The 20,041-nt window shown below is 62.0% G+C and carries 22 protein-coding genes; 15 read left to right on the top strand and 7 right to left on the bottom strand.

All coding sequences use genetic code 11. The annotated features are described in order from the left end of the window. Positions 1-134 precede the first annotated feature (134 nt). On the bottom strand, positions 135-380 hold the full coding sequence (locus H9Q75_RS05640) for a hypothetical protein (protein WP_186565201.1): 246 nt from the start codon (positions 378-380) through the stop codon (positions 135-137). A gap of 288 nt (positions 381-668) precedes the next feature. On the opposite strand from H9Q75_RS05640, the gene hpf reads away from it, so the two are divergent. Continuing rightward, complete coding sequence (gene hpf, locus H9Q75_RS05635) at positions 669-1,211, top strand: ribosome hibernation-promoting factor, HPF/YfiA family (RefSeq protein ID WP_186565200.1); 543 nt, start codon at positions 669-671, stop codon at positions 1,209-1,211. Positions 1,212-1,280: 69 nt separating this feature from the next. Here hpf and H9Q75_RS05630 read toward each other — a convergent pair whose 3' ends face one another. Then, positions 1,281-2,246 carry an alpha/beta hydrolase gene (locus H9Q75_RS05630; protein ID WP_186565199.1) on the bottom strand — a complete coding sequence of 322 codons (966 nt, stop codon included), beginning with the start codon at positions 2,244-2,246 and terminating at the stop codon, positions 1,281-1,283. Between the two features lie 111 nt (positions 2,247-2,357). Between H9Q75_RS05630 and pepT the strand changes: the two genes are divergently transcribed. From pepT to H9Q75_RS05610, 4 genes are all read left to right on the top strand, one after another. Continuing rightward, positions 2,358-3,572 carry a peptidase T gene (gene pepT, locus H9Q75_RS05625; RefSeq protein WP_186565198.1) on the top strand — a complete coding sequence of 405 codons (1,215 nt, stop codon included), beginning with the start codon at positions 2,358-2,360 and terminating at the stop codon, positions 3,570-3,572. Between the two features lie 111 nt (positions 3,573-3,683). After that, entirely contained in the window at positions 3,684-4,334 is a 651-nt protein-coding gene (locus H9Q75_RS05620; protein ID WP_186565197.1) for a MerR family transcriptional regulator, read from the top strand. Further along, the gene (locus H9Q75_RS05615) at positions 4,315-4,641 is read left to right on the top strand and encodes a YbjQ family protein (protein WP_186565196.1); all 327 of its coding nucleotides are present in this window, start codon (positions 4,315-4,317) and stop codon (positions 4,639-4,641) included. Before H9Q75_RS05620 ends, H9Q75_RS05615 begins: the two co-directional genes overlap by 20 nt. A 163-nt stretch (positions 4,642-4,804) precedes the next feature. Beyond that, on the top strand, positions 4,805-6,721 hold the full coding sequence (locus H9Q75_RS05610; protein ID WP_186565195.1) for a S41 family peptidase: 1,917 nt from the start codon (positions 4,805-4,807) through the stop codon (positions 6,719-6,721). An 81-nt stretch (positions 6,722-6,802) separates the two neighbouring features. On the opposite strand, the gene H9Q75_RS05605 is transcribed toward H9Q75_RS05610, so the two are convergent. From H9Q75_RS05605 to H9Q75_RS05590, 4 genes are all read right to left on the bottom strand, one after another. Continuing rightward, a complete protein-coding gene (locus tag H9Q75_RS05605) occupies positions 6,803-7,318 on the bottom strand; it encodes a GNAT family N-acetyltransferase (RefSeq protein WP_186565194.1) in 516 nt (171 codons plus the stop codon). 8 nt (positions 7,319-7,326) lie between these two features. Then, the gene (locus tag H9Q75_RS05600) at positions 7,327-8,121 is read right to left on the bottom strand and encodes an ABC transporter ATP-binding protein (protein WP_186565193.1); all 795 of its coding nucleotides are present in this window, start codon (positions 8,119-8,121) and stop codon (positions 7,327-7,329) included. Continuing rightward, entirely contained in the window at positions 8,114-9,064 is a 951-nt protein-coding gene (locus tag H9Q75_RS05595) for an ABC transporter permease (protein WP_186565192.1), read from the bottom strand. Before H9Q75_RS05595 ends, H9Q75_RS05600 begins: the two co-directional genes overlap by 8 nt. 110 nt (positions 9,065-9,174) lie before the next feature. Further along, complete coding sequence (locus H9Q75_RS05590; protein WP_186565191.1) at positions 9,175-10,221, bottom strand: ABC transporter substrate-binding protein; 1,047 nt, start codon at positions 10,219-10,221, stop codon at positions 9,175-9,177. Positions 10,222-10,493: 272 nt separating this feature from the next. Here H9Q75_RS05590 and H9Q75_RS05585 point away from each other — a divergent pair, with 272 nt between their 5' ends. The 4 genes from H9Q75_RS05585 to H9Q75_RS05570 are packed head-to-tail and all read left to right on the top strand — an operon-like array spanning position 10,494 to position 12,982. Beyond that, positions 10,494-11,216 carry a WecB/TagA/CpsF family glycosyltransferase gene (locus H9Q75_RS05585; protein WP_186565190.1) on the top strand — a complete coding sequence of 241 codons (723 nt, stop codon included), beginning with the start codon at positions 10,494-10,496 and terminating at the stop codon, positions 11,214-11,216. A 1-nt stretch (position 11,217) separates the two neighbouring features. After that, the gene (locus tag H9Q75_RS05580) at positions 11,218-11,892 is read left to right on the top strand and encodes a dTMP kinase (protein WP_186565189.1); all 675 of its coding nucleotides are present in this window, start codon (positions 11,218-11,220) and stop codon (positions 11,890-11,892) included. Between the two features lie 27 nt (positions 11,893-11,919). Continuing rightward, positions 11,920-12,465, top strand: a complete 546-nt coding sequence (locus H9Q75_RS05575) for a DJ-1 family glyoxalase III (protein WP_186565188.1) — start codon at positions 11,920-11,922, stop codon at positions 12,463-12,465. Further along, complete coding sequence (locus H9Q75_RS05570; RefSeq protein WP_186565187.1) at positions 12,443-12,982, top strand: 5-formyltetrahydrofolate cyclo-ligase; 540 nt, start codon at positions 12,443-12,445, stop codon at positions 12,980-12,982. Before H9Q75_RS05575 ends, H9Q75_RS05570 begins: the two co-directional genes overlap by 23 nt. A gap of 53 nt (positions 12,983-13,035) precedes the next feature. Here the strand turns inward: H9Q75_RS05570 and H9Q75_RS05565 are convergent, their stop codons facing one another. Then, the gene (locus H9Q75_RS05565; protein WP_186565186.1) at positions 13,036-13,188 is read right to left on the bottom strand and encodes a hypothetical protein; all 153 of its coding nucleotides are present in this window, start codon (positions 13,186-13,188) and stop codon (positions 13,036-13,038) included. Between the two features lie 95 nt (positions 13,189-13,283). Here H9Q75_RS05565 and mltG point away from each other — a divergent pair, with 95 nt between their 5' ends. From mltG to rsmD, 6 genes are all read left to right on the top strand, one after another. Next, positions 13,284-14,543: an endolytic transglycosylase MltG gene (gene mltG / locus H9Q75_RS05560; RefSeq protein WP_186565185.1), complete on the top strand. Its 1,260-nt coding sequence runs from the start codon at positions 13,284-13,286 to the stop codon at positions 14,541-14,543. Beyond that, positions 14,536-15,750, top strand: a complete 1,215-nt coding sequence (locus tag H9Q75_RS05555) for a peptidase U32 family protein (RefSeq protein ID WP_186565184.1) — start codon at positions 14,536-14,538, stop codon at positions 15,748-15,750. Before mltG ends, H9Q75_RS05555 begins: the two co-directional genes overlap by 8 nt. Continuing rightward, positions 15,747-16,844 carry an acyltransferase gene (locus tag H9Q75_RS05550; RefSeq protein WP_341480910.1) on the top strand — a complete coding sequence of 366 codons (1,098 nt, stop codon included), beginning with the start codon at positions 15,747-15,749 and terminating at the stop codon, positions 16,842-16,844. Before H9Q75_RS05555 ends, H9Q75_RS05550 begins: the two co-directional genes overlap by 4 nt. Before the next feature lie 58 nt (positions 16,845-16,902). After that, positions 16,903-18,741 (top strand): excinuclease ABC subunit UvrC, encoded by a 1,839-nt coding sequence (gene uvrC / locus H9Q75_RS05545; RefSeq protein ID WP_186565183.1) that lies wholly within the window; start codon positions 16,903-16,905, stop codon positions 18,739-18,741. Positions 18,742-18,914: 173 nt separating this feature from the next. Next, the gene (locus tag H9Q75_RS05540; protein WP_207720774.1) at positions 18,915-19,466 is read left to right on the top strand and encodes an XAC2610-related protein; all 552 of its coding nucleotides are present in this window, start codon (positions 18,915-18,917) and stop codon (positions 19,464-19,466) included. A 24-nt stretch (positions 19,467-19,490) separates the two neighbouring features. Next, positions 19,491-20,036 carry a 16S rRNA (guanine(966)-N(2))-methyltransferase RsmD gene (rsmD, locus tag H9Q75_RS05535; RefSeq protein ID WP_186565181.1) on the top strand — a complete coding sequence of 182 codons (546 nt, stop codon included), beginning with the start codon at positions 19,491-19,493 and terminating at the stop codon, positions 20,034-20,036. The last annotated feature ends 5 nt before the right edge of the window (positions 20,037-20,041 follow it).

Genomic DNA, 20,041 nt, shown 5'->3' with positions numbered 1-20,041 from the left:
TGTTTTGGGCAATTTCTACAAAAACAACTATAACATTGCGTCGAAAAAATTGCAAGAATTGTTTGGAATAGAAATGAAGTGTGGGGGCCGTTTTGCGGCCCCCACACTTACTGATACAGGGGAAGACTGGTATTTCAAGAGCGGGCGGCGGCATCCTGACGGCGCAGCCGGTTTTCCAGCTGACGGATGACGTAGAAGGAATCGGTGATGACACGCACCGGAGCAGTGTAGTCCAGGGCCATCAGGCCCAAAAAGGAACGGGCGTCCGCCCGGATGGAGTCGTCCTCATTGCCCAGATAGACGGGCTGGTCGGCGTGGGCAGCCAGCTGCTGGAGTTGTGTAAGCTCCTCCAGAGAATCGAATTTCATTTCGAGTACCATAAATCATACCTCCTTATTAACGCTAGGATTTTAGTACGAAACCCGGAGAAATACAATAGTAAAAGCAGACAAAATGGCACGACGAGGGCGGGAAGGAACTGGAGGGGGAGTCGAAAGCGGTGCAAAATCCCCGGGCCCTCAGGGTCGCAAAAATGAATGAATTGTGAAAACTTCCAAAAACACTGTGACAATCCAGAACATATGTGGTATACTTACAATAAGGAGACAGACCTGGTGTCTCCGCGAATGACATAAGTCCCCCTTGGGGGACGGAAGGAGCTGAAAACTATGAAGTTGGTATTCACAGACAAAAAGGTCAATCTGCCGGACAAGGTGCATGCTTATGCCGAGAAAAAGGTGGGCAAATTAGACCGTTATTTTAAGGCGGACGCCCAGGCCGCCGTTGTTTTCAGCGTAGAAAAGGACCGCAACAACGTGGAGCTGACCATCCGCTCCGGCGGCACAATCATCCGTGTGGCGGAGAGCACCTCCGATATGTTTGCCACCATTGACGCGGCGGTCTCCTCGGTGGAGCGGCAGATCCGCAAGAACAAGGCCCGCCTGGAAAAACGCCTGCGGGAGAATGCCTTTGAGCGCAGTGTGGAAGCGGAGATCTCCTCCTTTGCTCCGGAAGAGGAGGAGGGGGAGTTCCGGATTGTCCGCACCAAGCGCTTCCCCATCAAGCAGATGTCGGTGGAGGAGGCGGTGCTCCAGATGAACCTGCTGGACCACGCCTTTTTCGCGTTCAAAAACGCAGAAGCGGACGGAGCGTTCTCGGTGGTGTATAAGCGCAACGATGGGGGCTACGGCCTCATTGAGGACGACCTGTAAGCACCGGAATATGCGAAAAAGCGCCGCGGGACACACATCCCGCGGCGCTTTTGCCGCCGTGGAGAGGGGTCAGGCGCCGGCGGCTCCCGACTCCCCGCGCCGGGTACAGCGGGCCTCGAGCCAATCCAGCGTATCCTGGAACACCTCGTCACGGTTGAGTTCGTTGAGCATCTCATGTCGGCCGCCGGGGTAGAGTCGGACGGTCACATCTTTGACCCCGGCCCGGCGGAGCATGTCCGCTACTCTCCGTACCCCCGCGCCGCAGGCGCCTACCGGGTCCTGATCTCCGGCAAAGAGGTACACGGGCGTGTCCGGATCCAGACGGCGCAGATGCTCTGGCTTAACTAGAAACTGCAGGCCCAGCATCATGTCGTGGTACATCCCGGCGGAGGGGAGAAAGCGGCACAGGGGGTCGCGCAGATAGGCGTCCACCACCGCTGTGTCCCGGGAGATCCAGTCCGCGCCAGTGCGGTTGGGGGCAAACTGTTTGTTGTAGGCGCCCACGGACAGGGCGCTGATCAGCTTGCTCTGGCTGCGGGCCCCTTTGGAGCGGATGGCCAGGGCGGAAAGAATACGGGCTGTATTGACCCGGAAGGGGGGCTCCTGGCCGGTGCCGGAGAGGATGGCCCCGTCCACGGTGCCGGGATAGACCATCAGATAGCCGCGGACCACAAAGGACCCCATAGAGTGCCCCATGAGGAAATAGGGCAGGCCGGGAAAGCGCTCCCCGGCCAGCTTCCGGCGTGTGCGGGCATCCCGCAGCACGTGCTTCCACCCGTCCTGTTCGGCAAAGAAGCCATATTCCTCCGGTCCGCTGGCTGTGCGGCCATGTCCCAGATGGTCGTGCCCCACTACCGCATAGCCGTGCTCTGTGAGGAAACGGGCAAAGGCGTCGTAGCGGCCGATATGCTCGGAAATGCCGTGGACCAGCTGGACCACCGCCTTCGGGGCGCCGGATTCGGGCAGCCACTCCATCGCGTGGACCTGGTGGAGGCCGTCGCTGGAGGGAAAAGTAAATTCCTGCAGAATAGCCATGGAAAATACGCTCCTTCTATGTTAAAATAAAGCTGGCATAAATCCAGTGTATTCCAACCGGCCCCGGCCGTCAAGGGCAAATCGGGGCTCCAGATGAAAGGAAGCGTGCTTATGAACGCCTTAAATCGCTTTTTGAAGTATGTCAGTTTTGATACCCAGTCCGCCGAGGGGCAGGAGCAGATGCCCTCCACGGACAAACAGAAGGTGCTGGGCGCGGCACTGGCGGAGGAACTGGGCGCCCTTGGGCTGCATAACGCCCATATGGATGAGTTCGGCTATGTGTACGCCTGGCTGCCCGCCACCGCCGGGTGCGAGGGCGTGCCCTGCGTGGGCCTGATCGCCCATATGGATACCTCTCCCGAGGCCTCTGGCGCGGATGTGAAGCCCCGTATCGTGCACTACGACGGAAGCGACGTGGTGCTCAACATGGAGCAAAATATTGTGCTTAGCCCGGCGAAGTTTCCCACCCTGAACCGCTATGTGGGACAGGACCTGGTCGTGACCGACGGCACCACCCTGCTGGGCGCCGACGACAAGGCGGGCATTGCCGAGATCGTCACTGCTGTGGAATACCTGACCCAGCACCCGGAGATTCCTCACGGCCGCATTGCCGTATGCTTTACTCCGGACGAGGAGGTGGGCCGCGGCGCGGACAAATTTGACGTGGCCGGCTTCGGCGCTGCGGTGGCCTACACCGTGGACGGCGGCGCGTTGGGCCAGCTGGAGTATGAAAACTTCAACGCGGCCAGCGCCAAAATCACGATCCACGGCGTGAATATCCACCCCGGAGAGGCAAAGAATAAGATGAAGAACGCCGTGCTCATCGCCAACGAGCTGATCTCCCTGCTGCCTGCAGATGAGACCCCCGGCACCACGGAGGGCTACGAGGGCTTTTACCATGTCAATTCCATTGAGGGCAATGTCACCTGCGTGGATATTGGCTGCATCATCCGGGAGCACGATAAAGAGCTCTTTTTGGCCCGCAAGCAGCGGATGACCGACCTGGTGGGCCAGATGAACGCCAAGTATGGCGCGGGTACGGTGGAGCTGACGCTGAAGGATCAATACTACAACATGAGGGAAATGGTGGAGCCGCATATGTATCTGATCCACCGGGCCCGGGCCGCCATGACGGCGGTGGGGGTGGAGCCGGCGGTGGTGCCGGTCCGCGGCGGCACCGACGGCGCTCGGCTGTCCTACATGGGCCTGCCCTGCCCCAATCTGGGGACTGGCGGCATCAACTTCCACGGCGTGCACGAATACATCCCGGTGAACGCGCTGGAAAAGATGACGGATGTGCTGGTAAACCTGGTAAAATCAGAATAATCACCCGGTCCCTCGGCCAAAGCCGGGGGACTGTTCTATCCTTTGCGGCAAAAAAGCCTTGACCTTCCATTGGGTGAAAGGTGTATGCTGTTCCTACAGGGAGGAGAGGAAATGAAAATCAACGAGGTGGAGCGGCTGGTGGGGGTCACCAAACGCAATATCCGGTTCTATGAAAAGGAGGGGCTGTTGGCCCCGGACAGAAACGCGGAAAACGGATATCGGGACTATGGCGAGGCGGATGTGGAAACCCTGAAGAAGATCAAACTGCTGCGCAAGCTGGACCTGCCCCTGGAGGAGATCCGCAGGATGCAGCGGGGGACGCTCACACTTTCGGACGGTATGCGCCGCCATGTGATCCAGCTGGAGCGGGAGCAGGAGAATCTGGAGACGATGAAGCTGCTGTGCGGACGTCTCCGGGATGCGGAGGTGACGCTGGCCGCGTTGGAGGCGGAGCACTATTTGGAAGAGATGGAGCAGCTGGAACGGGAGGGAACGAATTTTGTGAATATCAAAAAGAACGACACCAGGAAGCGATATGTTGGGCCCATTCTCGCCGCGGCGGTCTTTACCGGGCTGATGGGGGCGGTTATCGCTCTGATGGTTTGGGCGTTTGCCGTGGACCCGGAGGGGGCGCCGCCTCTGCCGGTGCTGATTTTCTTGCTGGCGCTTCCGGTAGTGCCGGTAGTGGGCGTTTTTCTTGCGCTGATTCAGCGCTTCAAACAGATTAAAGGAGGAGAAGAAGATGTTGCTTCTAAATATTGACTATATTCCAGGAAAAAAGATTGAGGCACTGGGTGTGGTCAAAGGCAGTGTGGTTCAGTCTAAGAACTTTGGCAAGGATTTCATGGCCGGCATGAAGACGCTCGTGGGGGGCGAGATTGAGAGCTATACCGACATGCTCAAACAGGCCAGGCAGATCGCAACCAAACGTATGGTGGATGAGGCGGAGGAGATGGGAGCGGATGCGGTGGTCAACCTGCGCTATACCTCCTCCTCGGTCATGCAGGGGGCTGCGGAGGTGACGGCTTACGGCACGGCTGTGCGCATCCTGGGGGAGGACGCCGGATAGGTCACCCAGGATGACATAACACCGGGCCCTGGGACAGGCGGAGGCACAAGCGCAGTGCATTTGCCGGAAGAATGACAAAAAGAAACAAAACGGACGCGGGCATTGTGTCTGCGTCCATTTTGTTGTAAAATATGGGTTACATAATATTAGGAGGATTGTGCCTATGAAACACCGTATTTCCGCCCGCCTGACGGCCGTTGGACTCACTCTTGCGCTTGCGCTTGCGCCGGCTGCCCACGCATTGACTCTGGATCAGGCCAGGGAACTGCTGGTGAAGCACTATATTGATGAGGTGCCGGAAGGAGTGCTGACCCAGCCCACGATTCAGGATATGGTGGAGGCACTGGGCGACCCCTACACCGCCTACTTTACACCAGAGGAGTACGAGCAGTTCAGCAGCACCATGCTGGACACCTCGCTGGTGGGGATCGGGGTGGCCTCGGTACAGGAGGAGGGGGGACTGCGCGTTGAATATGTGTACGACGACTCTCCCGCCCAGGACGGCGGACTGGAAAAGGGCGATCTGATTACCGCTGTGGACGGAAAGGCAACCGCCGGAGAGACGGTGGAGACGGTGGCGGAGTGGATGCGCGGAGAAGAGGGCACCCAGGTATCCATCACCTATATCCGGGGTGGGGGCCGCCACACCGTAACCCTCACCCGCAGGGAGGTGGTCATACCCGCCACCATTACCCAGGTGGAGGACGGGCACATCGGCCTGATTGAATGCGATACCTTTGGCGCGGAGACCTTGGGTCATTTTACCGACGGGATCACCGCAAATGACAGCGCGGTGGATCACTGGATTGTGGACCTGCGTTCCAACGGTGGAGGCGTGATTGACGCAGCCATTCGCTCGGTCGGCCTGTTTACCGGCTCGGGCGCGCTGGCCTATCTCCGGGACAGCAGCGGGGAGTACGGCGCTTATGGCACCAATGAGGACTCCATTACTCTGGACCCGGTCATTGTGCTGACAGACCCCTATACGGCCAGTGCCTCCGAGCTGTTTACCGCCGCAGTGCGGGACAAAAACGCGGGGATCGCGGTGGGGGAACGTACCTATGGAAAGGGCGTGGCCCAGAGCGTGCTGGACAAAGAGGCCCTGCCGGAGTATTTCCCCGACGGCGATGCCATGAAGATTACCTCCTACCGCTTCTTCTCCGCCTCGGGCAATACCACGGACACGGTGGGGGTCATCCCCCATCTGCTGGTGCCCGCCGGGGCTGCGGACGAGGTGGCGAAGCTGCTGTGCACCTCGAACCCCAAGGGGGATACCACCGGGCTGCTGCGGCTGGACATGGGATGGCGCTGGTACATCAACCTGGACACCGCGTTGCAGGAGGAGAACCGTGCAGCTTTTACGCTGCTGCTGGAGGCGATTCCCTCCAATGTGCGCCTGCTGGAGGGGACCGGAGGTTCCACCGGCTGGAAGGATACCTCCCCGGAGGCGGTGGCCCAGGCCCACGGACTGGACTATCGGTCCAGGGACTTCTCGGATACGGCGGGGTCCCCTTACGGACAGCAGATTGATATTCTGGCCACCTACGGCATTGTGGCCGGCGACGGAAGCGGCGCCTTCCACCCGGAGGGAACGCTCACCCGAGCCCAGCTGTGCGCCCTGCTCTATCAGGCACTGGGCTACACCCTGCCGGTAAAGGAGAGTAATTTTACGGACGTGTCGCTGGACATGTGGTATGGGCAGGCCGTCAACGCTCTGGCGAATCTGGGCCTGGTGACCGGCGTGGGCGGCGGAAAGTTCCGCCCGGACGATCCGGTGACCCACGAACAGTTTATCGCCATCATGGGTCGCATGGCGGAGCGGCTGAATCTGTATTTCTATGAGGCTGCTCTGGCCATGCCGGAGGACGCCCTTCAGGCGGCGGAGCTTTCCGGTTATGCCTCCTGGGCACAGGCGGAGACTTGGCTTCTGGCGTGCAGCCAGCAGGGCCTTCTGGGCAACACCATCAACCTGCTGTGGGAGGATTTGGAGGAGATCGTCCCCACGGCTGCCACCACCCGGGAGGAGGCGGCCAGCCTGGTGTACACCCTGTTCTCCTACACCGGGATTCTACCGGTGTAGGAGAATGTGGACGGACGGGCCCTGCCCGGATGAAGACGAAGCGGCGTTCCGGCCATGGCCGGAACGCCGCTTCGTTTCCTTTTAATTCCCTTGGAAGGGTGGCTGTGCCCCGCCCTCAGCCACCCGCCTGAGCGTGTCACCGGCCAGACGGTAGACGGTCCAGTCCTCCATGGGCTCCGCACCAAGGGAGCGGTAGAAGTTGATGCTCGGCTGATTCCAGTCCAGACACGACCATTCCAGTCTTCCGCAGCCGCGTTCCAGGGCAATCTGTGCAAGCTGTGTCAAGATCGCCTTTCCATACCCCTTTCCCCGGTGCTCCGGGGAGACGAAGAGATCCTCCAGATAGAGTCCGGAGCGGCCCAGGAAGGTGGAGAAATTGTGGAAGAACAGGGCAAAGCCCACCTCTTTTCCATCCGCAAGCGCAAAGAGAACCTCCGCCTTTTGCCGTTCAAAAATCCATTCCCGAAGCAGCGATTCGGTGGCGACCACCTGGTCCAGCATTTTTTCATATTCCGCCAGGGCGCGGATAAAGTGCAGGATCAGAGGGACATCCTCTTGGCCTGCAGAGCGAAAAGTCAGACCACTTTTTCTATCCATGGCGGGCATTACGAGAGCAGCAGCTTGTCGTTGGCCTCGTCCGAGCCGCTGACCTGGCCGAATTTTGCCAGTAGGTCCTCCACGGTGAGCTTCCTCTTCTCCTCACCGGACACGTCGATGGCCACGCGGCCCTCGTACATCATAATCAGCCGGTTGCCGTGGGCGATGGCGTCGCGCATGTTGTGGGTAATCATCAGGGTGGTCAGCCGGTCCCGCTGGACAATTTTCTCCGTGGTGTCCAACACCTTGGCCGCAGTCTTGGGGTCGAGGGCGGCGGTGTGCTCGTCCAGCAGCAGAAGCTTGGGCTTTTTCAGCGTGGCCATCAGCAGAGTAAGGGCCTGGCGCTGACCGCCGGAGAGCAGGCCCACTTTGCTGGTCAGGCGGTCCTCCAACCCCAGATCCAGGATCTTCAGCAGCTCGCGGTAGGTTTCACGCTCCGCCTTGGTGATGCCGGCGCGGAGCGTGCGGCTCTCTCCCCGGCGGGCGGCCAGAGCCAAATTCTCCTCAATCTGCATGGAGGCGGCCGTGCCCATCATGGGGTCCTGAAACACCCGGCCGATAAATTTGGCCCGCTTGTGCTCCGGCAGACGGGTCACGTTCTGCCCGTCGATCAGAATCGCACCCCGGTCCACCGGCCACACGCCGGCAATGGCGTTGAGCAGTGTGGATTTGCCCGCGCCGTTGCCGCCGATGACGGTGACAAAGTCTCCGTCGTTCAGCGTGACGGATACCCCGTTCAGGGCACGCTTCTCGTTGACGGTTCCCGGGTTAAAGGTCTTGTAGATGTCCTGGACCTCAAGCATGGCTGCCAGCTCCCTTCTTGAGTGATTTGCCGAAATATTTGCCCTTCCAGTAGGGGACGCTGAGGAAGATGGCCACAATCACCGCGGAGAGCAGCTTGAGATAGTTGGGATTGAGGCCCAGGGCCAGCACCGCCTGGAGGACGATGTAATAGATGATCGCGCCGATGGACACGGCCAGGAGCTTGAGGGAAAAGTTGCGGAATACCTTGCCGAAGAGGACCTCGCCGATGATGACGGCGGCCAGGCCGATGACAATGGCGCCCCGGCCCATATTAATCTCGCTGGCGCTGGTGTACTGGGCCAGCAGAGCGCCGGACAGGGCCACCATGCCGTTGGAGAGCATAAGGCCCAGCACCGTGGTAAAGCTGGTATTGATGCCCTGGGCCCGGGCCATGTTCTGGTTGGAGCCCGTGGCCCGCAGGGAGGCGCCCAGCTCAGTGCCGAAGAACCAGTAGAGGGCGGCAATGACCACCACGGTGAACAGGCCTACCACGAAAATGGGGTGCCGCCAGAAGGGGCGGGTGCCCTTCGCCACATCCTGCACAAAGCGCAGGGAAACCAGCAGCTGATCCAGCAGGTCGGGGTTGGTGACGTTGATGGCCACCGTGGCCTTCATGCCCATGATCGCCATGTTGACCGAGTACAGGCCCAGCTGGGTCAGAATGCCGGCCAGGATGGCGGGGATGCCGCAGAAGGTGTGGAGAAGTCCGGTCACCAGTCCGGCCAGCAGGCCAATACCAAAGGCGGCCAGCATGGCCAGCGGCATCGGCACGCCGCCGGTAAAAAGTACCACAAAAACGGCGCCCCCGGTGCAGATCGAACCGTCCACGGTCAGGTCGGCCACATCCAGAATCTTATAGGTGAGATAGACGCCGATGGCCATAATACCCCAGATCAGGCCCTGGGACACGGCGCCTGGCAATGCATTGATAAAGCCCAACATAATTGCAGTTCCCCTCCGTCTATAGTAAAAGGCAATAACTTTCAATAGTATAATACAAAGCAGCGGAAAAGGGAAGCCTTTTCCGCTGCTTTTGATGAAAACGGGGAGCTTTACTCGGCGGCAATCGCCTCATAGCCGTCGGGAGGCGTCAGGCCCAGAGCGGCACACATAGCCTCGTTATACTTCTTGGTGAACTGAAGGGCGTACTCAATGGGCATCTCGGACACATCGGCCTCGCCGGTGAGGATCTTGACCGCCATCTGGCCGGTGGTTACACCCAGGTCATAATAGCTGATGGACAGGGTGGCCACACCGCAGCCGGCACAGATTCCCTCCTCGCCGGTAAATACCGGCACCTTGCCGTGGCAGATGTTGTCAATAATACCGGTGTTGTTGGCCGCGGTATTGTCCGTGGGGACATAGAGCACGTCGTTGCTGTCAGCAGCGCTCTGGGTGACCGAGGCCATGTCGTTGGTGTCGGAGAAGGGGTACTGGGTGCAGGTGAAGCCCAGCTCCTCCAGGTACTTCTGGACTTCGTCCACCTGATATTGGCTGTTGGGCTCGGCTGAGCAGTAGAGAAGGCCCACGCTCTGGGCGTCGGGGCACCACTCCTTGATCATAGCGGCCTGCTGATCCAGCGGGGCCAGGTCGGAGGTGCCGGAGACATTGGTGCCCACGGTTCCGGTAAAGCCGTCAATGCCCAGGGCCACGCCGTACTCGGTGACGGAGGTGCCCAGCACGGGAATGTCAGAGGTGGCGGTGGCGGCGGCCTGCAGAGCCGGGGTGGCGTTAGCCAGGATCAGGTCCACACTGTTGGAGACAAAGCCGTTGATGATGGTGGAGCAGGTGGGAGTGTCACCGGCGGCGTTCTTTTCATCAAAGGCGACCTGGTCGCCCAGCGCCTCGGTCAGGGCGTCCTTGAAGCCCTGGGTAGCGGCGTCCAGCGCCACATGGGGGGCCAGCTGACAGATGCCTACCACATAGCTCTCGCCGCTGCCGGCGGGGGTCTCAGAGGACTGGGAGCCGGTGGGGGCCGGAGAACCGGTGCCGGGCGCGGGCGTATCGGCGGTGCCGCTGCCGCTGCTGCCGCAGGCGGCCAAGGACAGGGCCAAGATGACCGCCAGAGCAAATGCGGTCAGGCGAGAGAGCTTTTTCATGTTCATTTCCTCCATTGCCGCCTTACTCTGCCACTTTAAAGCTTTTAGCTATTAAAGTAAAGCGGTTTAAAAAATAGCCTTGCGGCTTAGTGCATTTTATTATAGTAGCCTGTGTAGGGATTGTCAACGGGAAAATTGGAAGAAATTTAAGGGAATCTTCATCTTTCGACCGGACCCGCCACGGGTTTCACCGTAGACTTTTCCAAGCTGTTATGGTAGAATACCTTGAACATCTGCACCTGTGCAGTGCGGAAGATCGGAGGCATTGTAGGTTGAAAACAGAAGTGTTGGGCGTGGCCTTTGACAATCTGACGCCGGAAGAGGCGCTGGAGGCGGGAATCGCCCTGGCGCAGGCGGAGGGGTTTCACTACGTGGTCACCCCAAACCCGGAATTCCTGCGCACCGCCAAGGTGGACGAAGCCTTTCGTCAGGCGCTGAACCAGGCGTCCCTAGTGCTTCCGGATGGGATCGGAGTGACCTATGCGGCGAAAATTTTAGGCCGCCCCCTGAAGGGACGGGTCACGGGCATTGACTTTGCCTCCGGACTGATGGGCTGGATGGCGCGCTCCGGAAAGCGCCTGTTCCTGCTGGGGGCCAAGCCCGGTGTAGCGGAACAGGCGGCGGCCAACCTGACCGTGGCCTATCCCGGCCTGACGGTGTGCGGCACCCACGACGGATATTTTAAGGAAAACGAGCCGGTGGCGCAGGCTGTCCGCGCGGCCGGGGCGGACGTGTGCTTTGTCTGCCTGGGCGCGCCCAAGCAGGAGCTGTGGATGCGGCAGTACGGTCCTCAGACCGGTGCGCACCTGATGGTGGGCCTGGGCGGCGCGCTGGACGTATATGCCGGGGTCGTGGACCGGGCCCCGGAATGGTTCCAGAGGGCCGGACTGGAGTGGCTCTACCGCCTGGGGAAGGAGCCCAAACGCATCGGCCGTATGGCCAAACTGCCGCTGGTGCTGTGCGACGCCCTGGGCGAACGGATCAGGGGGAAGTGAGATGGCGGGAAAGCTGATTGTATTCGAGGGGACTGACGGGTCGGGAAAATCCACCCAGTTCGGCCGCTTCTGCCGCCGTCTGGAAGAGGCGGGAAAGCCCTTTCAGCGGCTGGTCTTTCCCCAGTATCAGGAGCCGTCCTCGGCCCTGATCCGGATGTACCTGGGCGGGGAGTTCGGCGCCCATCCAGGGGATGTAAACCCCTACGCCGCTTCGGCGTTTTACGCGGTGGATCGCTATGCCTCCTGGAAAAAGGTGTGGGGGGAGTGGTATCAGTGCGGCGGGCTGGTGCTGGCCGACCGGTATACCACCTCCAACGCGGTGCACCAGGCCTGCAAGCTGCCGGAGGCGCAGTGGGAGGGCTTTTTCCGATGGCTGGAGGATTTCGAGTTTGATAAGCTGGGTCTGCCCCGGCCGGACGCGGTGGTCTATCTGGACATGCCCACGCAGCAGTCGGTGGCCCTCCTGCGCGCGCGGGAAGCCGCCACCCATACTGCGGCGGACATCCACGAGGTGGACTCGGATTACCTGGCGCTCTGCCGCCGCACCGCCCTGCGGGCGGCGGACTGCCTGGGCTGGCACAAGGTGGCCTGTACGCAGCCGGACGGCCGGGTGCGCTCCATTGAAGATATCTCCGACCAGATCGGCGCGATTCTGGAGCCGCTGCTCGAAGCTTGAGCAATTGTTGTAATTGAGGTGTTTGATATGGTAGTCATTTTGTTGGGAACCGGATTTGAAGAGGCCGAGGCCCTGGTCCCCGCAGACCTGCTGCGCCGGGCCGGTATAGAGACGGCTCTGACGGGGGTGGCCGGCGCCCGCGTCACCGGGGCCCACGGCGTCACGGTGGAGGCGGACCTGACTCTGGACGCCGTTGACCCGGCACAGGTGGAACTGATTATGCTTCCCGGAGGCATGGGGGGCGTGGAGTCCATGGAGGCCAGCCCGGCCGCCAAGGCGCTGATCCGCCAGGTGTGGGATCAGGGGCGGTATGTGGCCGCCATCTGCGCCGCCCCCACGCTTCTGGCCCGGCTGGGCATTGTGCAGGGCCGCCGGGCGGTGTGCTATCCGGGTATGGAGGATAAGCTGGGGCAGGCTCAGGCCTGTCCGGGGGAGCAGGTGGTGGTAGACGGCCGGCTGATCACCGGAGAGGCCCCGGGCGCGGCCTTCGTGTTCGGCCTGAAGCTGGTGGAAGTTCTGAGGGGGGCCGGGATGGCCGCCCAGGTGCTCCATGAGACCCACTACCGTCTGTGAGGAAAAGGCCGCTCTGCGCAGGGCGGTGCGCGCCCTGCCGGAGGCGGATTTCGCTCCCCTGCTGGCGGCCTTCGGGGCCCTGCCGGAGGTGCGCGGGGCAAAAACGCTGCTTCTCTTCTCCGGGGTGGGCCGGGAGCCGGATACCGCCGGCCTGATTGACCGGATGCTGGCCGAGGGAAAGACCGTGGCCCTGCCCAGATGCATGCCCGGGCGGCACATGGAGGCCCGGAGGATCGACGGGCGGGCCGGACTTGTGCCGGGGCCCTTCGGAATTCCGGAGCCGGGGGAGTCCTGCCCTGTGGTCCCGCGGGATAGGTTGGACGTGATTCTGGTCCCCAATCTGTGCTGTGACCGGGCGGGGTATCGTCTGGGCCACGGCGGAGGCTATTACGACCGATACCTGGCGGGCTATTCCGGCTTTACCGTGGCCCTGTGCCCGGAGGAATGGCTCCAGGAGCGGGTGCCCCGGGAGGAGTTTGACCGACCGGTCAAGCGGGTGCTTTCCCGCGGGTTTTGATGCGGAAAAGGGCGGAGCCCTCCGGCCCCGCCCGATTCCGCGCATGTAGAGGCTCAGCAGCAGCCGTCGTTGCAGCCGCAGCCGTTGTTGCAGCCGCAGCCGCAGCCGCCCCAGCTGCCGCCGCCGCAGCAGCAGCAAATGAGGATAATAATGAGGATGATCCACAGGCAGCCGCCGCCGCCCCAGCCATTGTTACCACAGCACATCTTGTTTTCACCTCGCTTGTTCTGACTGAGCCATCCTATGCGCAGTGTTACGGGGTGGTTCCAGCCGGACCTGCCAATCGTTAGGAGTTGAACCAATGTCACAGGAATCCAGTTACAATCAGCCGCGCCGCGCCGCCGGACACGGTCAGAACGGGAAAAGAGTGGCGCCCTCGTCTCACAGCCGCCGGGAGGAGGAGCACAGCAGCCGCCCGCCGCAGCGCCGCCGTCGCCGCCGCCGGGCGGGCGCGATGGGCGCCTTGCTGTATGTCATTTTTGTGCTGGGCGTGTCCGCCCTGCTGGCCGGCCTGGGATGGACCTGGGCCAACGATATACTGGCACTGAATAAAGAACCGCTGACCGCTGTGGTCACCCTGCCCGACGACATCTTCACACAGAAGGAGATCACGGTGGAGGTGACCGGCGAGGACGGCAAGAAGGTCAAGGAGAAGCAGACCGTGAAGGAGGCCGACATGGACTATGTGGCCGACCTGCTCAAGGAAAACGGCCTGATCGAATACAAGGCCATCTTTAAAATGTTCAGTTCCATTACCAACGCCAAATATGACCTGTCCGCCGGCACCTATGAGCTGAATACGGAGATGGACTACCGGGCCCTGCTGAGCAATCTGGGCAGCAGCTCGTCCAGCCGCATGGTGACCACGGTGACAATCCCTGAGGGAATGACCCAGGCGCAGATCTTTGCGCTGCTGGAGGAAAAGGGTGTGGCCACGGTGGACGAGCTCAACGAAACGGCTGCCAACTATGACTTCAAATATTCCTTCCTCAAGGGCGTGGTGCCCCTGGGCAGCGCCAATCGCCTGGAGGGCTATCTCTTCCCGGACACCTATGATTTCTATATGGGCGAGGACCCGGTGAGCGTGCTCAACAAGATGATTCTCCGCTTTGACCAGATTTTTACAGATAAAATGCGGCAGACCGTGACGGACAATGGATTGTCCATCCAGGACGCGGTTACCATCGCCTCTCTGATCGAGAAGGAGACGGACGGCACGGACCAGGGGAAGATCGCCTCGGTCATCTACAACCGCCTGCACAATCCAGCGGCCGGCGGAACCTATGGGTATCTGAACATTGACGCGGCCATTCTCTACGCCACCGGCGGCACAGAGGTGGATACCAGCGCCGATACCCCCTATAACACCTATACCCACACCGGCCTGCCCCCAACGGCCATTGCCAGCCCCGGCGCGGACGCGCTGAAGGCGGCGGTAAGTCCGGAGTCCACCAGCTACTACTACTATGCCTTGGGCGACGATGGGGTCCACCATTTCTTCCAGTCCTACAGCGGCATGCAGCAGTGGATGGCCACCCAGGAGCGGTACGGGAATGGATAAGCGCCTGGAGCTGCTTGCTCCCGCCGGGGATATGGAGCGCCTGCGCATGTCCCTGGCCTACGGGGCGGATGCGGTGTATCTGGCCGGGCCGGATTTCGGCATGCGCTCCTTTGCGGGCAACTTTACCTGGACGGAGCTGAAGGAGGCGGTGGAGCTGTGCCGCCGCCGGGGCGCGGCCATCCACGTCACCTGCAACACCATGCCCCGTAACGGGGAGGCCGCCCGCCTGCCGGAGTGGCTGGAGTATCTGGAGGAGCTGGGGGTGGACGCGGCTATCGTGGCCGACGTGGGCGTATTTTCCCTGCTCAAGCGGCACGCCCCCCACGTGAAGGCCCATATCTCCACCCAGGCCAGCGTGTCCAACTACCAGGCCGCCCGGGCCTGGTACGACCTGGGGGCCAGCCGGGTGATCCTGGCCCGGGAGCTCTCCCTGGAGGAAATTGCGGAAATCCGGGCCAAGACGCCCAGGGATCTGGAGATCGAGGCCTTCGTCCACGGGGCCATGTGCGTGAGCTATTCCGGCCGCTGCCTGCTGAGCAACTATATGACCGGCCGGGACGCCAACCGGGGCGCCTGCGCCCAGCCCTGCCGCTATCAGTACGCCCTGGTGGAGGAAAAGCGCCCCGGGGAGTATTTCCCCATCGGGGAGGACGAGGGGGGCGCCTTTATCCTCAATTCCAGGGATATGTGCATGATCGACCACATCCCGGAGCTGATGGCCGCCGGACTGGACAGCCTGAAAATCGAGGGGCGGGCCAAGAGCGCCTATTACGCCGCCATTGTCACCGGGGCCTACCGGCACGCGGTGGACGCGGCCCTGGCGGAGGAGGAGCTGGATCCGGTGTGGCGGATGGAGCTGGACAAGGTGAGCCACCGCCCCTACTCCACCGGGTTTTACTTTGGCGAGCCCGGCCAGCACACCGGGGACTCCCGCTACGTGCGGGACTGGCAGGTGGCCGCAGTGGTCACCTCCTGCGACCCAGCGGGTCGGGCACTATGTGCTCTGAGGAACAAGTTTTCCGCCGGGGACGAGCTGGAGCTGGTGGGCCCGGGCCTGGCTCCGGTCCCCTTCCGGGCGGAGGAGCTCTCCGACGCTGACGGGCAGCCCCTGGAGCAGGTGCGCCGACCCCAGATGCCCTTTACCATCCGCCTGCCCCGGCAGGCGCCGCCCCTGTCCCTCCTGCGCAGAAAGGCGGAGGGGCTGTGAGCCGCCGTCGGGACTATGATCTGCTGCGGGTGTGCTCCATGTTCGCGGTGGTGTTCCTCCACGTGGCGGCGGAGCCCCTGCGCACGGCTTCCGGCCCCCTGTGGCACTTTGCCAACCTGACCACCAGTCTGGCCACTGCGGCGGTGCCGCTTTTCTTCCTGCTCTCAGGGGCCCTGCTTCTCTCCCAGGAGCAGACGGCGGACCTGGGCGCCCTGCTGCGCCGCCGCCTGCCCAAGCTGTTGACGCCGGCGCTGGTGTGGAGCGGTGTGGTGCTCTTCTTCCTCTGGCTGCTCCAGGGGCGGGAGACGGCTCTCTCCCAGCTGCGGCTGATCATCAGCACTCCGGTGGTGACCCCCTATTGGTTTTTGTACGCCCTGGGGTGCATCTATCTGCTCTCACCCCTGCTCAAGCGCATGGCTGACGCCCTGAGCGCAGCCCATTGGAAGTACCTGGTCGCCCTCTGGGTGGTGTTCACCCTGGGGATCAGCACCGGAAAGGCCTTTGCGCCGGCGGCCCTTCAGCCGCTGTTCACCGTAAATACAGTGCTCAATTTGAACTTTGTGGCGGGATATCTGGGCTACTTCCTGCTGGGCGGTTGGCTGGCCCGGCTGACCCGCCTCCCGCCCCGGGGGGTGCTGTGGGGGATCGCCTGCGCCGATGTGGCGGTCATTGCAGCGGGCACCGCCTGGGCCAGCGCCGCCGCCGGGGCCTATGACGAGCGCTTCAAAAGCTATGTAAATGTGTTTGCAGCCCTGCTGGCCGTGGTGATCTTCCTGCTCTTCCGCTCCTATGGGGAGAACAAGACCAGCGGCCGGCTTTTGACACTGCTCTCTGGGCTGTCCTTTGGGGTGTATCTGGCCCATCCTCTGGCCATCGAGCTATGGAAGCTGGTGTGGCAGCGCCTGACCGGCGGCGGTCTGGACAGTGTGCCGGACCTGATTGGGTGCTTCCTGGCGGTGCTGCTCTCCTGCCTGCTGGGGGTGCTGCTGGCCGCGTCGGTGAGGCTTCTGTGCTTTCCCCTGACCGGTCAGCGCTTCCGTACTGCCTGCCGGGAGAGCAATTTGTTTGCCCTGGCGGGGAAGCGAAGGGAGTGACGCGCCCCACGGCCGGGCGGCTGTGATTTTTGCAGAAGGGAGGGCGTACGGCTCTCTTATGACTTTTGACGAACTGAAAGAAAAAGCCCATGCCCTGCCGCTCAAGCCGGGGGTCTACATCATGCAGGACGCCCGGAACCAGGTGATCTACGTGGGCAAGGCCAAGGCCCTGAAGAACCGGGTGAGCCAGTACTTTGCCAACTTGGCCTCCCACACGGAAAAGACCCGGGCCATGGTCAGCCAGATCGACCATTTTGACGTGATCGTGGCGGACAGCGAGTTTGAAGCCCTGGTGCTGGAGAACTCCCTGATCAAGCGCCACCAGCCCCACTACAACATCCTGCTCAAGGACGACAAGGGCTACCCCTATATCCGGCTGAACGTAAAGGATGTCTACCCCCGCTTCTCCCTGGCCAACCGGGCGGCGGAGGACGGGGCACGCTACTTCGGCCCTTACGGCAGCCGGGGGGCCACCCAGGGCATCATTGACGCGCTGCGCACCGCCCTTAAGCTGCCATCCTGCCGCAGGCAGTTCCCCCGGGACATCGGGAAGGAGCGCCCCTGCCTCAACTACCACATGGGCCAGTGCGACGGCTACTGCCGTCCGGAGATGGACCAGACCCGTTACCGGGAGGCCATCGACCAGGCGGTGCGCCTGCTGGAGGGCCAGTTCAAGGAGGTGGGGGAGGAGCTCCAGGCCGAGATGGCCCAGGCCGCCGAGGAGCTGCGCTTCGAGAAGGCGGCGGAATTGCGGGACCGCTACAGGGCCATTGAATTACTGGGCAAACGGCAGAAGGTGGTGGCGGGCAGCCTGGCGGACACCGACGTGGTGGGCTTTTTCCGTGGGGAGGCCACCCGCAGCTGCTTTGTGGTGCTCCACTATGTGGAGGGCGATCTGGCCGCCAAGGACTGGGAGCTGATCGAGACCCCTATGGAGGAGGACACGGCGGACATTGTCTCCGCCCTGGTGCGGGAGTATTACGGCCCCCGGGGCCATCTGCCCAGGCAGATCCTGCTCCCCTGCGAGGTGGAGGACGAGGCACCCCTGACCCGGCTCTTGTCGGAGAACGCCGGATACCGGGTGAATCTGGTCACCCCCCAGCGGGGGGCCAAGGCGGAGCTGATCCGCCTGGCCAACAAGAACGCCGCCGAGGAGGTGGAGCGCTGGACCAGCCGGGAGGAGCGGCAGAGCAAGCTCCTGGAGCTGCTGTCTAAGCTGCTGGGGCTGGACAGGCCGCCCCGGCGCATCGAGTCCTACGACATCTCCAACCAGGGGGCGGACGACATTGTGGCCTCCATGGTGGTCTATGTCAACGCAAAGCCCCTGAAGCGGGATTACCGGCACTTTAAGCTGCGGGACATGGACGGCCCCGACGATTATGCCTCCATGGAGCAGGTGCTCCAGCGGCGCTTCCGGCGCTATCTGGACGGGGACGAGAGATTTGCCGCGCGGCCCGACCTGCTCCTCATCGACGGCGGCGCCAACCACGCCCGGGTGGCGGAGGGCGTGCTGGATACCCTGGGCCTTTCCATCCCGGTGTTCGGCATGGTGAAGGACGACCGCCACCGTACCCGCGCGCTGGTGACCTCAGAGGGGCGGGAGATCGGTATCCAGGGCTATCAGGCGGTATTCTCCCTGGTGGGCCAGATTCAGGAGGAGACCCACCGCTTTGCCATTGAATTTCACCGCCAGCAGCAGAATCAGCGGGTAAAAGGCTCGGTCCTGGACAAAATACCTGGCGTGGGGGAACGCCGACGCGCCCAGCTGCTCAAGCGCTTCAAGAGTGTCAGAAACATCCGGGAGGCATCCCTGGCGGAGCTGGAGGAGGCCGTGCCCAAAAACACCGCCCGGGCGGTCTATGACTTTTTCCGGGAGAGGGCGGGAACGGCGCCATGAGACGGAGTTTATTTCTGTGCCTTGCGCTGGCGCTCCTCTGTGGTTGCTCCGGGGCGGAGTCTCCGCCATCCCTCCCGCCGGAAGTGCAGAGTTGGGGAGCGGAACTCCCGGCGGGGGACAGGACGCTTTGGATCGAGCTGGTAGAGACGGGGCGTCCGGCGGGGGATGGCAGGGTGCTGGATGTCAATATCTATGAGAAGCGGGGGGACTCCAGGCCGGTTCAGCACTTCGAGGATGCCTACTACTGCTCCAACGAAGCGGTTGACTTGACCGTGGAGGATGTGAATTTTGACGGCAATCTGGATTTCCACTTTATCGTGGCCGTCGGGGAGGGGAGCAACCGCTTTTCTTCCTACTATATCTGGTATGCGGAACATCAGGCGTTTCAGCAGGATCCATACGGCCTCAACAATCTGTGCAGCGCGCAGCTGTACCCGGAGGAACGAGTGATTCGTACTTTTATGAGGTACAATATTGGGGCCCATGAAACGTGCTTTTATCGGTTTGAGAATGGCGGGCTGGTCTGTGTGCGCCGCCTGAAAATCGACTACCCGGTCGCCCTGGAGAACGGACGGGAGGGCTTGGAGGCGACGGTGGAGGATCGCCGGGACGGCGAGCTGTCCGAGGTCTACCGGGCGACGGTGGATCCGGCAGAGCAGCCGCCGGGCGGGGAGATCGCCCCCGGCTTTTCCCGCTGGTACGAACTGGATGCCTGCGGCAAGTGAGAGAAATCGGAAAGGAACGATGATATGCGAGTAATTACCGGCATCGCCCGGGGAATGAGGCTCAAGGAGCTGCCCGGGCTGGAGACCCGGCCCACCACCGATAAGGTGAAGGAGTCCATTTTCAATATCATCCAGTTTGATATCGAAGGGCGGCGGGTGCTGGACCTGTTCGGCGGCACCGGACAGCTGGGCATCGAGGCCCTGTCCCGGGGGGCGGACCACTGCACTTTTGTGGATCTGAGGAAGGAGGCGGCCGCAGTCATCCGGGAGAACCTGGCCCACACCAGGTTGGAGGAACACGCCAGGGTGGTGCAGGGGGACTGCATGGCGTTCCTGACCGGTGCCGGAGAACGGTTCGACCTGATCTTTCTGGACCCGCCCTACGCCTCCGACCTGCTGGAGAAGAGCCTGACTCTGATTGCCAAGATTGACATTGTAACAGAAAATGGTATAATAGTCTGCGAAAGTGCCGCACAGGCAGAACTTCCGGACCTGCCGGTGCCCTATGAGAAGGGCCGGGAGTACCGCTACGGCAAGATTAAACTAACTCTGTACCGCCGCGCGGTCTGACCCGG

Origin of the sequence: Lawsonibacter celer (assembly GCF_014281125.1) — a bacterium.
Taxonomy (GTDB): domain Bacteria; phylum Bacillota; class Clostridia; order Oscillospirales; family Oscillospiraceae; genus Lawsonibacter_B; species Lawsonibacter_B celer.
The sequence above is the reverse complement of the archived record's forward strand: the minus strand, read 5'-3'. Positions and strand labels throughout refer to the sequence as shown.